We start from the raw sequence: 14,126 nt of genomic DNA, 5'->3' as shown, positions 1-14,126 counted from the left end.
AGCTAACATTTTTACGACTTTATAGTTAACGTTTTTACGACTTCATGCTTTGTTCGATATGGTGTTGAAAGAAATGTAAAATGAAAACAACCTTAGTCCTAAGGAATTCAGGACTAAGGTTGCCTATACGATTTTTACTATGACAAATCCCGGAGCTTTCAGCTTCCCGCTATAATCACATCTTAATTTATTGTTATCGTCTCCCAAATTGGTTTCTATATTCCGTAGGTCCTAATCCAGCATATTTCTTGAATATTTTAGTGAAATGCGAGAAGTTGGTATGCCCTACTGAGGAGGCGACGGAGCTTACAGGGACGTTTGTTTGAGATAAAAGCTCCTTCGCTAGCTTGATTCTCTCAAGTAAAACATACTCCGATATGGTATATCCCGTTTCCTTCTTAAACATTCTCGATAAATAGTCCGGATTCAAAAAGGCCTGCTCCGCAATTTTTTCCCGCGACAAATCTTGGTCGATGTTCAGAGAGATATATTTCTTAACCGATTGAACGACCGTGTCCGTCTCTTTAACCACCTCGGTTTGATGCGTCGCCTTCCCCAAGGTATAGTTCACCCAAGCGAGCATGTTGGAAACGGAGTGCCCTGCAGCTTCCGAGATCGATATGGATTCTTCATCACCGAACAATTGATGTGCTTGTATCCCCTTTATATTCAAAAAAGAATAAAGCATCTGCATAAAATCTTGATGAAATTGATGTAACATCTTGGCATCCAATTCTTGTTTCGATACAAGATCACCAAGAAATTTCTCTATCTCTTGCATGACGGCTTCCTTTGTGCCTGACCTGAGAAGGCTCGAAACTACACTTAGTGCCGGGAGTTGAGCAGGCTGTTCAGTTTGTTTATTATAATCATAAGGGAAGACTTGATTCAGAAATGCAACATTGTTTCGGTCACGGGCTCTTAGATTCGCAACCATTCCAGCCATCTCATGCACTTGAACGGTTCCGCCTATAAAGCAGGATAAGTCACAATAAAAATAACGATTGCAGGATTCAAGATATTGCCTGTATATTTCGATTTGTTGACCGTGGTCTGAAACCACATCTTCTTCCCTGTGAAGGATAACAAGCAGCATTCCACGATCCAGCTGAAAGCATATGCCGTTGCCATGGCTGCCAATGATCATCTCTTCGGCACAATTTTTGAGAGCATATTCCAATATTCTCTCATCCCTACGCTTCAACACCTTGTTCCATCTTTGAACGGATATCAATACTGGAACAAAGAACGACTGATCTGTAATCGGTATATGATGCCTTTCGATCTGCTCGGAGATTGCGCCCGGTTGACTCGGGATGGAATGATTGATCAGATCAAGCCAGAACCGCTCTATGATAAAGGAATGGTGCTTCATCCATAATTGATGGGAGATACTGTTTCTATTCGCTTCGGTATATCGGTCGATTACACTTTGCGCTTTCCTTATGGCTTGCTCCAGATCTTGGGCCAGTACAGGCTTCATCAAATAATCGAGACTGCCCAGTTGCAGCGCTTCCTTGGCATATTTGAAATCAGCATGACTCGTCAGAAAGATTGTCACCGTATTGGGATGATGCTCTCTTACCCAGGCCAACAGATCCAAACCGCTGCCTTGCGGCATCTCAATGTCGCAAAGCATGATATCGATGTCCTCCCTTTCAAATATATCTTTAGCCTGCCTTATATTATAAGCTGTGAACAAACCCGAGATGTCCAGCTTGTTTAGCTCCAAATCCGCTTTAACACCCTCTATAGCATGAATTTCGTCATCAACAAGAAGCATCTGATAAGTCATGTTACTTCCCCCTTCGACGGATTTGCAGGCATAATGATATCGACCGTGGCTCCACCGCTTCCTAGATCATCATTGAGGTATTGGATCCTTACCGTGTCGCCGTACATAAGCCTCAAGCGCCGCTCCACATTCCAAATTCCCGTATGCTCTCCCCGATCATTCTGAACGCTTCTACCCGCCTTCAGCTCTTGGAGCAGCTGTTCACTGAAGCCGGGCCCCGTATCTTTGATGCATATTTTCATTTTGGAATCCATTTCTTCGTCCAGAAAATCGATTTCTACAGAAATATGGGTGGGTTCATCCATGGTCATCGCATGTTTAATTGAATTCTCAACAAAGGATTGAATGATGAGTGGCGGAATGGGTGCATCCGTTACATAGTCCGGAGCATCAATGGTCCAGGTCAGCTGACCGTGAAATCGTAAGCTCTGGATTCTAAGATAATTGCGGGTATGTTCGAGCTCGTCCTTCAGTTTCACTAGAGAAGTATTACTTCGGAACATAAATCGGAAATAATGAATCAAGGACATGGTCATTTCAAGAACCAACTCGTAATTCTTGACTTTGGCAAGATTATAAACAATATTCAACGTATTCAGGAAAAAATGGGGGTTCACCTGCAGCTGCAAGCGCTGAAGCTCCTCCCTTTGCTTATTTAGCTGTTCCTCATAGACATTGACACGAAGCCTTTCAATCTCCGTCATCATGGTATTGAAAGATTCTCCTAGCAGCATAAATTCGTCGGAAGTATTCTCTAATACGACCCTGCTGCCCCAATCCCCTTCACGAACCTTCTTCATAGTGAGCAGCACCTTGAATAAAGGGACCAAAAGAGTCTGCTTCATCGAATAAAGACCAATCGGTATAAAAAGGAAGGAACCGACCGTAATAAACCAGACAATCGATTGAAGGTAAGGGAGCTTGGCTAATATATAATGATCAGGGATAAGAGCTACCAGATTGAACTCCCCCCGCTTGGAAGAGGCGCCGGAGACGAGGAATTTCTGGGATGACCCTGACAAATAATAGTTATTAGGGTTCGAATGCAGCTCGATTTCATAGTCTTTGATCAGGTTCGTATCCGTTATCGGCTTACCCTGGTTATTAGATAATAATACTGCTCCTCCTTCCCCTATTTGTAGGGTACTAAGAGGCTTTAACAGGTGGTTCGTCTTTACCCAGGCGCCCAAAAAAACGTTGTTGGCCTCCACAAAAGTGAATAGGAAATTATCTTGTCCGATCTGGGTATATATCCATCTCTTCGAAGAGCTCCCTTTCGGAATAGGGCGGGAATGTATCATATCGATCATATGTTGCTCAATGTTGCCCGATTCCTCAATTGTAATATCATTGTTTCTGGAAACATTCATATAATCCTGCCGATTCCCAACGTACACAAAAAAAGAATTGATTGTGTTGTGTAACGAAATATCCTTGGAGAGCTTGTTGAACAAATAAACTTTCGCGCTGTAATAATCCGTATCCGTTGCGGCCGTTCCAAGCGACACTACATCATACCCAGAGTCTACCAGCGTACGCATGTAGGCATCAACATCGTTCAGGCCGTTATCAATTTGACCCATGTATAGATTCAACATATTTTTGTAAGACTCGGCTACTTGTCCGCGAACAGTATGGATGGCATAGAAGTTGTTATACAAGAGCATGCCGACAAGCGGCAGTGTCATGAGAAATACACTTGCTATTAGCTTAAACCGCAAGGACCTTTGCCGCCAATGTCTTATGCGAATGTTCATGGCATCTGCTCCTTAAGGCAATGCATTATAATATTACCTTCATCATACACGAGATTAACGCTCAAGCGCCACAACCATTATCGTACAGTTGTGGCGCTGCGGATATATATATTGTGTCTTGCTTGGTTCGCTTACCCTTTCACGGCCCCTATCATAATCCCTTTGATAAAATACTTCTGGAAGAATGGGTACGCAACAAGAATAGGCAGCACCCCGATGACCGCTATGGCCATCTTGACCGAATCGGTAGGCATTTGCTCCAATGCTTCGCCGGCTTCCGAACTCATATTCGTATGAATAAAGTCGATGTCCTGCATAATCCGGTTCAGAAGATTCTGGATGCTGAAAAGTTTGGGATCTGTAATATAAATCATCCCTAGCTGCCAGTCGTTCCAATATAAAATAGATGAGAACAAACCGATCGTTGCCAGAATGGGTGTAGACAGCGGAAGCACTATCGACCATAACGTCCGGAACTCACCTGCTCCGTCAAGCTGCGCTGATTCAATCAATGCTGCCGGAATGGTCGTTTGGAAGAAGGTCCGCATAAGCATGATATAAAATCCATTCATCAGCATTGGCAGGATCAGCGCCCATATCGTGTTCTTAATGTGGAAGAGCTGCGTAAACACTAGGTACGTAGGCACAAGGCCTCCGTGGAACAGCATGGTGAAGAAGATGATAAACATGATCAGATTGCGGTGCGGCGTCACGCTCCGGGACAGCGGATACGCCAGCAATGTCGACATGGACACACCAACAACTGTTCCGACAACGGTTACGAATACCGTAACCCCGTATGCACGGACTATGTCCGAGCCTCTTTCAAGCAGATACGTATAAGCGTCCGTGCTGAATGTTTCAGGAATGAATGAGTACCCATATGCAATTATGGATTCCTGTGATGTCAGCGATGCGGAGATGAGCAGGACGAACGGAAGGAGACAGATTACAGCGAATAGGAGCATCGAAATATTGCTGAACCGCGATAGGGCCTTACTTTCATTTTTCAATTTGATTCCCCCTTAGAACAACGCGTTGTCTTTGTTGTAGAGCCGTACCGAATAGTTAGCAAGTATTACAAGCAGGAAGCCGACAATGGATTGGTATACGCCCGCGGCGGTGGACATCCCAATGTCCCCACTACCCATTAAGCCTCTGAATACATAAGTATCGATGGTAGCCGTTGTGTTGAATAACGCCCCGGAATTCATCGGAATCTGGTAGAACAGGCCGAAATCGGAATAGAAAATACGTCCAACGGCGAGCAACGTCAGCATGATAATGACCGGCGTCAGAATCGGTAAGGTAATATGGAAAATCTGCTGCAGACGGCTCGCTCCGTCGAGCCTCGCGGCTTCATAGTATTCCTCGTCGATCCCGAGCAGCGCTGCGAAGAAAACGATACTGGAATAGCCAACGTCTTTCCAGAAATGCACCACTGTAAGGATGACGGGCCAGTATTTGTCTTCGCTATACCACGAAATATCTTTCATTCCTAACCAAGGGAGCACCGTATTGTTCATGAACCCTGTCTCGGGACTGAGCATGGCATAGACCAGGTAACTGACAATGACCATGGATATGAGATGCGGCAGCGTAATTATGCTTTGGTACGCCTTGGCTAACACCTTATTCTTAATTTCGTTCAACAGGATCGCGCAGGCCAAGGACAATATCGTTCCAACAACAATGAAAACCAAATTGTAGAGAATTGTATTTCGTGTAATGATGAACGCATCCGAGGTCTTGAACAGGTATTCGAAATTGGCGAGCCCGACCCATTCGCTTCCAAAAAAGCCTTTAGCGAAATTCACTTTCTTGAAGGCGATAACAATGCCTACCATGGGAAGATACTTGGTGAGCAACAAATATAGAAGTCCCGGTATCATCATTATTAGAAGCGGCGCATGTACAATGTATTTGCTTTTCTTTTTCCTGCTTTTTAGCCCGGCCTGCACAGCGGCTGCCGTCGCGGTTTGATCCATTTGGAAACCCTCCTAGTTCTTGTTCTTGTTTTTTTAAACTTATCGTAGGGGATAAGACCCGGCCAACTAACTATATGACACTTCCCCTGAATTCCGATCTACTGCCGAACAATGCGAATGTGAGATTGTCCCTCCCGTAAATATAATTAAGTAATGAACCAGCTGACCTCATTTACATAATAAATGAAATACGATAAGGTCGACTAACGTTTTGGCGACTAATAGAATATAACTTTTACGACTTTTAAGACGTTTTTGACGTGATAGACTTGGATCATAACAACCATGATTTCTTGTGACCCGCCAAGCAACCAAACCATTACTAAGTCGAATAGTGCACTTTGTGCAAACGAAAAAGAAACTCATTGAAAAGCGCTATCAAAATGTCGTGAAATCACTATCAAAAAAGTTGTCAAAGTGGCAGATTTTTGGGTTTGGAGGAAGTTAGGGCCGTTATGTATGATCAGGAAAAATTATCGAGCGGAAGTTCAAAGCCAAGCTGAAAGCAGCGGGTATGGATAAAGTTATCGCGGAAAAGCAAAAGCAGTTGAATGCTTGGGCAGCTGCAAATAAGAAATAATGTCGAAGGACGAGGGGAGAGATTGAGATGCCTCAGTCTTTTAACAGCACACCATCCGCCCCCCCTTTTTCAGATTTTTGTCTTTTGGCTTCACTTACAGCGGCAAAAATAGCATCATCAAGCCGATTACAATGGCGTTGATGATGCTAACAAGATAAATTTGAGGGTTGGAACAGCCCCATCCCCTCAAACCTTGCATTTATGATTTCTTTATTTTAGTTAATTTCTCATTCAGTTTATACATCAATTTATCATGGTACACATCTTTTGCTATTTTTGATACCTGATCAATCGTCATATTTCGTTTCATTCCAAACATGGGGTGTTCATCATAAGCACCAAAATATTCTCTTAACACAGCATGGGCTTCTTTATTATCTTTAAGTTCCCCAAAGCTGCATCTTGTTGAATAAACATCATCCGCAATCTGGATTTCTTTGATCTCAACATCACTGAAGTCAGGCATTTGAAACCAATTGGCCACGGCCTGACCTACACCGCCGTCAGGGCATTCATAGCTTGTATTAGGTTCGGCGACTCTATTGAACACGGCAATGTCCTCAATGACACCATTGGTCTTGCTGCTTATCGCCTTAACAGCATTCAATCCCTCTTGCAATGGGACATTTTCAAAGATAAAGACCTTATTCTCACCCGTTTTGGATCCCACCTCTTTGCCATTGACATAAAGGGTGACATCTTGACAGTTGGAATATATCTTAATATCAATGCTATCTTCCGCTCTGTCTACAAAACGTTTACTTGCGATATGTACAAACTTCTCATCGCTCCAATGAGCCTTATACATATAAAAAGCATCTTTTTTAATCTTTCTGTCGTAGGTCACCAATCCTTTGTTATTCCTGCCCTTTACCCCGCCTTCATCTCGAACATTGGCACCGAAATCGAACATATTCCAGACATAGGTTCCCATTAGGAAAGTTTTCTTCTCGAATATCTTCCATAGCTTTTCGTGAAATAGCGCATGGTACTCTTCCGAATAGTCCTTTACTTGTGGAGTGCTGCTGTGATATTGTACAATCCCCTCAGCACCGTATTCAGATATGCATAGGCTAACCCCGGGATTGGTATTATGAAACTCATCGATCCATTCCGAAAAATATTCCGGTGTACCTCCATACCAGCCATAATACTTGTTGTACCCTACGATATCGGAAATAAAGTTGTATTGATCGTTAATGTCTACGAAAGATGTATGAGCCATTGTCGTCAATCGGGTTGGGTCTTCTTTTTTAGTTAATTCATTAAGCTCTTTAACCAACCTTCTCGCTTCAGGTCTTTCTCCTCCAATTTGTATTTCATTCTGAACGCCCCAGAACATAATCGAAGGATGATTATAATTTTGCTTAATTAACTCAAGCATTTGTTGTTTTGCATTAATACCTTGCAGCTCGAATTGCGACATCTGTGAAATAAAAGGTATTTCAGCCCAAACAATCATACCTTCCCGGTCGCACAAATCATAGAAAAATTGATCATGCTGATAATGTGCAAGCCTAATTGAATTGGCTCCGACTTCCTTGATGAGCTCCATATCTCTCAGTTGCTCTTTTTCGGTAATGGCCCAACCCAAGTCTTTGCTGTCTTGATGTCTTGCAACACCTTTTAACAGAACGCGTTCGCCATTCAAGAAGAAGCCTTTTTCAGGGTCAACTGAAAAGTATCTAACCCCAAAGGGGATCGAAAGTTCATCCACCGTATCATTAAAGCTTTGAAGCGAAACTTTGGCTTCATATAAGTAAGGATTTTGGGGTCCATTCCAAAGAACTGGTGTATTGATAATTGCGGGTATTTCTACCTCCGTCGTTTCACCTGCAGGGACATTTACTTCTTGTGCACGATAGATCGTTAAACGGCCGGCAGCATCAAGGATCTCGACCCAAAGCCTAGCCTTCGAATCCTCTTCTTTCGTATTTATTATTCTCGCCTTGATTCTCAAGGAAGCACTTTTTTCATTCACTTCATCCTGCACGATGTAAATCCCTTTTGAGCCGTAATCCATGAGGTCAAAATGGATATGATTCATAATAACCAAATTCACGTCCCGATATATACCGCCGAAGAACGTAAAATCAGCTTTTTGAGGATATACATCATCAACAACGGTATTATCAACCTTTACGGCCAAAATATTTTTTTTACCGAATTCTACAGCTTCCGTAATATCAAACCTAAAAGTAGAATATCCACCTTTATGTTGTCCCATATGTTGACCGTTTACAAATACATCCGTAACACTGTTTGAACCATTAAATTCAATATAAACTTTGTTCCCTAGCGATAAACTATCAACCACAAATTCTTTTCTATACCAGCAGGCGCCCGTATAATAATCAAACCCGTTGGTACCATCTATTGCATTCCAAGTGTGAGGTAAATGAATGTTCTCCCAGTTCTCATCGTTGTATGACTTATGTAGCGCTTGTGTTTCGTTTTGTTTTGTAAATTTCCATCCACGATTCAGATTTATTACTTTTCTCACTCAAAATTACCTCCCTATATATTTTTCGCGGGTTTCTTGCCTAGCCTCAAAGTGACTAGGCTCTTAATTCATTGTAATCTTAGGAACACGTAGTGGACTACCAATATGCCGACCATATGAATAGCACTTTTACGACTTGCACTACGAATTGGCGGCTTTATTTATAAAAAGGCCGGATCTTGAGTTGACCCGGCCCACGATATTACTTTTTATTTGCAGCTGCCCAGGCGTCCAATTGCTTTTGTTTCTCAGCAATCACCTTTTCGATTCCAGCCGCTTTTAGCTTGCTTCTAAACTCCGCGAGCTTTTCCGTAGGATCAATCGTGCCTGTTTCCAGAGCTCTCTTATACTGCGATATCACGTTGTTCAGGGCGGTAACTTCGTTCTTGACCGGTTCCGAATTAAAGGTGAAACCAAGTGCTTTTGATTTTATAACTTTTTTATTCGATTCTTCCGTTAATTTCCATTTATCGGCTGGACTTGATTTATGAAGATAAGTTATTAATCCATTGCCGATTAGCCACTCCACATTCGAATAGCCCACAGTCATAGCGTCAATACCTGGTGGGAAGTCCACCCGGTTGTCGGCTCCCAACACATAATGCTTTCCCTCAACCCCCCAGAGGAGCAGGTTGGCAATTCTCGCATCCGTGTACATAAGGTTCAAAAACAACATTGTTCTTTCCGGATTGCTGGAATTGGATGAAATGGTCCATAAAGCTGAGAGCACATCACTGGATGTTGCGTAGGAGCTTGGAATCAGTGGTACAAATATCATTTCCTGTCCAATCAGGCGACTTTCAGCTTCCAAAGCTCCAATTCTATTTGAAAATAAGTATGAGAAAGCTTTGTTCGCTTTTACAAGTTCACGGCTGTTTATTTGGGAAGTAGCAGCGTCCTTGTTGATGTAGCCTGCCTTAAACCAGCTATTGAACTTTTTCAAAAGATCCTCGTACTCTCCCGTCTCGTAATAGTTGACAACCTTCAGGTTATTATCAAATCCAGGAAGGACCCCAAACCGGTCTCCCAGTTTGTCGTAAGTAAAATACTGATCAGACGCAGCGGCAATACCTACACCTAACGGAACAATATTGGGCTCGTTGTCCTTTATCGTCTTAAATACTTTATCCAAACCATCAATGTTCTTGATGGAAGCCACATCAATCTTATACTTGTCCACCAAATCTTTTCTCATGGCAATCCCGGGAACCCCCGTCGAATAATCCTTTACGGGAGGCACACCGTAGATTTTTCCATTAATCCTGGCACTATTCAGGTAATCAGGATCGAACAGCGCTTTCACATCTTTGCCTTCCTTGTCCAACAAGCTGTCAAGCGCAATCACTTTCCCTGCCGCCACATCACTCTGATAACTCTTGCCTATTGTGAGATACGTATCCAGCTTCTCACCGCTGGAGCTCATCAAGTTCATCTGCTGCTGCCAGGAACCGATGCTGATCGGAAGAATTTTTACCGTTGTGTTAATTTTCTCTTTCGTAATTTTGTTGATCTCATCCTGAACCAATTGCATATCTTTAGGAATGGCTCCGAGAGCCGGCATAGCCATGGTAACTTCGAAGGTCTCATTCGTTGCTTTGTTCGCACCCTGCCCGGCGGAAGGGGCTCCAGAATTGCTGCCTTCATTCTCTTTTGATGCGCACGAGGCTAGCATTCCTGTTATCATAACCGCGGCAAGGGATAATTGGATGAATTTCGTTTTTGCTAACATTTTGTTCTCCCCTAAACTGTATTTTTCTCTTACGCGTTAATCATATCAATTCCGTAAATGAGGCTACTAACACTTTGCCGACTTTTTTAATAATGATATCACGACTTTTTCAAAATTAGTTACCTTCATTGCAATCATCTCAAAAGTCCCTCGCACCCGGATGTCGGCATCTTCTAAATTAATAGTCTTAAAAATGCTAGTCAAAAAGTCGTCAGACTACTAGTGACCCGAATCATCATTGTCATAAAATAAAAAAAATAAGTTAGGGAGACACGAGGAATGGAGGATCGATGGCAAGTTTGTTATGGCTTCTGTATGTCTCATGAAGCAGAAAATTACATTCATAAGGGGTGCATGGAATGAAACTAGTACGATTGGGAATCATCGGGTTCGGAGCTGAGGGTGGGTTATACGCTAAATTTTTATCTGAAGGAAAAGTGACGAATATGATTCTCGGCGCCATAAGTGATAGCGATCCTGCGAAAAGAGCCGAGGTCGAACAGCAATACCCGGATGTACCTTTTTATGATAACTATATCAATATGTTGGAGAGTGGCAAAGTCGATGCCATCGTGACCTGTGTCCCACATTGCTTACACCCTCAAATGGGAATGGAGGCGTTGAAGCGTGACATTCACGCCTTGGTTGAAAAGCCAGCCGGCGTGTATACCCAGCAAGTTCGTGAACTGAACGATCTCGCCGCGGCGAAGCCGGAATTGACCTTCGGCATCTTCTTCAACCAGCGTATGAATCCGTTGTACCAGAAGCTTAAGCAAATGATTGATAATCGTGAGATCGGTGCCATCCGTCGCACGAACTGGATTATTACAACTTGGTGGCGGCCGCAAGGATACTATGACCAAGGCGCGTGGAGAGCGACGTGGAGCGGCGAAGGCGGTGGTGTGCTTGTGAACCAAGCTCCTCACCAACTCGACTTACTGCAATGGATTTGCGGTATGCCAAAAAAAGTATACTCCAATGTGAAATACGGCTATCAAAGGAAAATCGCCGTGGAGGACGATGTAACCGCCATCCTTGATTACGGAAACGGCGCAACAGGCGTATTCGTAACATGTACGCATGATGTACTGGGAACGGATCGGCTCGAAATTTTAGGTGATACAGGCAAGATTATTGTTGAAGATAGCAAGAAGGTAACGATTAAGCGATTGCATAAATCGGAAAACGAGATGAGCTCCACGATGAGCCTGCAAGAAGTCATGCGGGTATTTATGGGACCAAATTCATCGGAGCTTTGTACCGAAGAGGTGTTGGAATTCGGAAGCCAATGGGGCGCCCAGCATATTGCAGTAATGGAAAACTTCGCGGCGAACATACTGGAAGGTACTCCACTCATCGCACCTGGGAGTGATGGTATCCACGGCGTGACGCTGGCGAATGCAATTCATCTTTCAAGCTGGCTAGGGAAAGAGATTGAAATTCCGTTTGATGAGGAATTGTATTTGTCCGAATTGAACAAGCGCATCGAAGAGGAGAAGGCTAATCCGATAAAATTACCGATGGGAGGCGTAAACTAATGAATAAAGGGAAAATTGGCGTTCAGATGATGATGCTCAAAGAAAAAATAGATGAGATCGGCATTTACGAGACATTGCATGAGGTTAGCAAGCTCGGATACCGATGCATTGAAGTATCGCAACTCCCGATGACCGGCGAAAATGTATCGGAGTTAAAGCGGGCTTCCGAGGACTTCGGGATCCAAATCGCCGCGTTAACCGCCGCTGTTGAGCCTGTAACTCCCCGTATGCGGGGTGAGACGCTTTCCAGCGACTTTGACAAAATCGTTCAGGATTGTAAAACGTTAAACTGCAGCTTCTTACGAATCGGCATACTGCCGTTCACCTCCATTGGGGACAAAGAAAAAATAATGGATTTCGTAAAAAAGGCGGATGAATTTGCTGCGAGGCTGGCCGAGCACGGCATCGCTTTGTACTACCATAATCATCATGTAGAATTCCAAAGATACGATGGGGAGTATTTATTGGATATCATTAGGAACAATACGACTCACCTTGGATTCGAGATGGATGTACACTGGATTCAAAGGGGGGGAGAAAACCCTGCTATGTTTATTAAAAAATACGCAGGCCGTGTGTCATTGATCCACCTGAAAGACTACCGCATCGGACCGGTGAACATGGACTTTTTGGAAACCGGCGATATGAGCAAGTTTAGAGAAAACTTTCACAACATCATCCAGTTTGCGGAACTCGGCGAAGGTAGCCTAGATTTCAAGAGCATTATCGAGGCAGGTCTTGAAAGTGGTGCCCAGTATTTCTTTGTAGAGCAAGACGACCTATATGGCAGCGATCCGTTCGAGTGCTTAAGAGTATCCGGCGACCATCTCAGGGCGTTGGGCTACTCGGAGTAGTTCTAAATTCAACTTTGCCACCTAATGAATCAGGTCACCGTAGTGACCGATCCAGACTTCCTTATTAAAAATTGGGGCATTACTAGCGGGCGTACCCTTACGGAACATGCTCATGGTAGTGCCTTTTTCCTTTGCTGCCTTTCTCCCTTAAACATAACAAGAGTAGGCAAATATCACTATTACCTACCTCCGACAACAAGCTCAAAGCCGGATGCGACGTCGAAGCGATCACTCTATCGGCAATCCTCTTTGCAGAATGAGCTTTTTTTCAACGTAAGGATCGAAATTCTTGGCAGTTTCTTTCTTATTCTTGTAGGAACTTATATCCATCTATACCCGTAAGTGGTATGATGATCGTAGGTATGCAGGCCCCAAACATCTTACTATAAACGGAGGACATTCATGAATTATCGCACAGTTGGAAAAACGGGGATTCAGGTTTCGCCGCTATGCTTTGGAACGATGTCTTTTGGCGGGAACGCAGACGAGGCTACTTCAAAAGCGATGTTTGATCGTTGTAGGGAGGCCGGCATCAACTTTTTTGATTGTGCCGATGTTTACAACGGGGGGTTGGCCGAAGAGATTTTAGGTCGCTGCATGACCGGCTGCCGCGATGAGCTGGTCATCACCTCTAAGGTCTGTATGCCTAACGGACCAGGGGTCAACGACCGGGGCTTATCTCGCAGACATATTATGCTCTCCGTAGAGCGAAGCTTAAAGCGGCTTAACACGGATCGAATTGACTTTTATTTCGTTCATCATTTTGATTCCAAGACTGCAATCGAAGAAACGCTGCGCGCACTTGACGATTTGCAGGCACAAGGCAAAATTTTATACCCGGCCGTCAGCAATTGGGCCGCTTGGCAAATCGCCAAGGCGAACGGTATTTCCGAGAAGGAAGGGCTGGCTCGTTTCGAGTGCATTCAGCCGATGTACAATCTGGTCAAACGTCAGGCGGAGGTTGAGCTTTTGCCCATGGCAAAGGCCGAGCAAATCGGTGTCATTACATACAGCCCACTGGGAGGCGGACTCCTCTCCGGGAAGTACGGAATTGGACACAAACCGGAAAAGGGACGCTTAGTCGAGCAAAAGATGTACTCGGTAAGATACGGGGATACTCTCAACTTTGAGGTTGCGGACCGTTTTACCGCTTATGCCGCCGAGAAAGAAGTTCACCCCGCAACACTAGCTATTGCGTGGACCATGTCCCACCCGGGTGTAACCGCTCCGGTCATTGGGGCAAGAAGCTTAGAGCAATTGGAGCCTTCTCTTGCAGCGCTTGAACTGGACATGACAGATGAGTGGAGAAAGGAAATCTCAGCCCTTTCCGTGGAGCCGCCACTCGCTACGGACCGCCGTGAGGAACAGTTGGCTGACTAATG

At 44.1% G+C, this 14,126-nt stretch carries 9 protein-coding genes and 1 pseudogene; 4 read left to right on the top strand and 6 right to left on the bottom strand.

Annotated elements, in window-relative coordinates; all coding sequences use genetic code 11:
• Nucleotides 1-193 precede the first annotated feature (193 nt).
• The 4 genes from QMO62_RS31840 to QMO62_RS31825 all read right to left on the bottom strand — a co-directional run bounded on the left by QMO62_RS31840 (nt 194) and on the right by QMO62_RS31825 (nt 5,540).
• Nucleotides 194-1,795, bottom strand: coding sequence for a response regulator transcription factor (locus tag QMO62_RS31840; protein WP_284646502.1), 1,602 nt, complete (start codon nt 1,793-1,795; stop codon nt 194-196).
• Nucleotides 1,792-3,552: a sensor histidine kinase gene (locus tag QMO62_RS31835; protein WP_284646501.1), complete on the bottom strand. Its 1,761-nt coding sequence runs from the start codon at nt 3,550-3,552 to the stop codon at nt 1,792-1,794. The genes QMO62_RS31840 and QMO62_RS31835 overlap by 4 nt, the downstream gene beginning before the upstream one ends.
• A 131-nt stretch (nt 3,553-3,683) precedes the next feature.
• Entirely contained in the window at nt 3,684-4,565 is an 882-nt protein-coding gene (locus QMO62_RS31830) for a carbohydrate ABC transporter permease (protein ID WP_284646500.1), read from the bottom strand.
• 12 nt (nt 4,566-4,577) lie between these two features.
• Nucleotides 4,578-5,540, bottom strand: a complete 963-nt coding sequence (locus QMO62_RS31825) for an ABC transporter permease (protein ID WP_284646499.1) — start codon at nt 5,538-5,540, stop codon at nt 4,578-4,580.
• Between the two features lie 484 nt (nt 5,541-6,024).
• Between QMO62_RS31825 and QMO62_RS33305 the strand changes: the two are divergent.
• Nucleotides 6,025-6,120: pseudogene (locus tag QMO62_RS33305) on the top strand (DUF3502 domain-containing protein); the annotation flags it as partial.
• Between the two features lie 199 nt (nt 6,121-6,319).
• Here the strand turns inward: QMO62_RS33305 and QMO62_RS31820 are convergent.
• Both QMO62_RS31820 and QMO62_RS31815 read right to left on the bottom strand, forming a co-directional pair.
• Entirely contained in the window at nt 6,320-8,623 is a 2,304-nt protein-coding gene (locus QMO62_RS31820) for a glycoside hydrolase family 2 protein (RefSeq protein WP_284646498.1), read from the bottom strand.
• A gap of 202 nt (nt 8,624-8,825) precedes the next feature.
• Entirely contained in the window at nt 8,826-10,352 is a 1,527-nt protein-coding gene (locus QMO62_RS31815; RefSeq protein ID WP_284646496.1) for an ABC transporter substrate-binding protein, read from the bottom strand.
• 359 nt (nt 10,353-10,711) lie between these two features.
• Here QMO62_RS31815 and QMO62_RS31810 point away from each other — a divergent pair, with 359 nt between their 5' ends.
• The 3 genes from QMO62_RS31810 (at nt 10,712) to QMO62_RS31800 (ending at nt 14,124) form a co-directional block, all read left to right on the top strand.
• Complete coding sequence (locus tag QMO62_RS31810; protein ID WP_284646494.1) at nt 10,712-11,890, top strand: Gfo/Idh/MocA family protein; 1,179 nt, start codon at nt 10,712-10,714, stop codon at nt 11,888-11,890.
• Entirely contained in the window at nt 11,890-12,744 is an 855-nt protein-coding gene (locus QMO62_RS31805; protein ID WP_284646492.1) for a sugar phosphate isomerase/epimerase family protein, read from the top strand. Before QMO62_RS31810 ends, QMO62_RS31805 begins: the two co-directional genes overlap by 1 nt.
• A 402-nt stretch (nt 12,745-13,146) precedes the next feature.
• Nucleotides 13,147-14,124 carry an aldo/keto reductase gene (locus tag QMO62_RS31800; protein ID WP_284646489.1) on the top strand — a complete coding sequence of 326 codons (978 nt, stop codon included), beginning with the start codon at nt 13,147-13,149 and terminating at the stop codon, nt 14,122-14,124.
• The last annotated feature ends 2 nt before the right edge of the window (nt 14,125-14,126 follow it).

The sequence above is a fragment of the Paenibacillus silviterrae genome, from assembly GCF_030167925.1.
Taxonomy (GTDB): domain Bacteria; phylum Bacillota; class Bacilli; order Paenibacillales; family NBRC-103111; genus Paenibacillus_G; species Paenibacillus_G silviterrae.
This window is presented reverse-complemented; position numbering and strand designations above follow the sequence as displayed.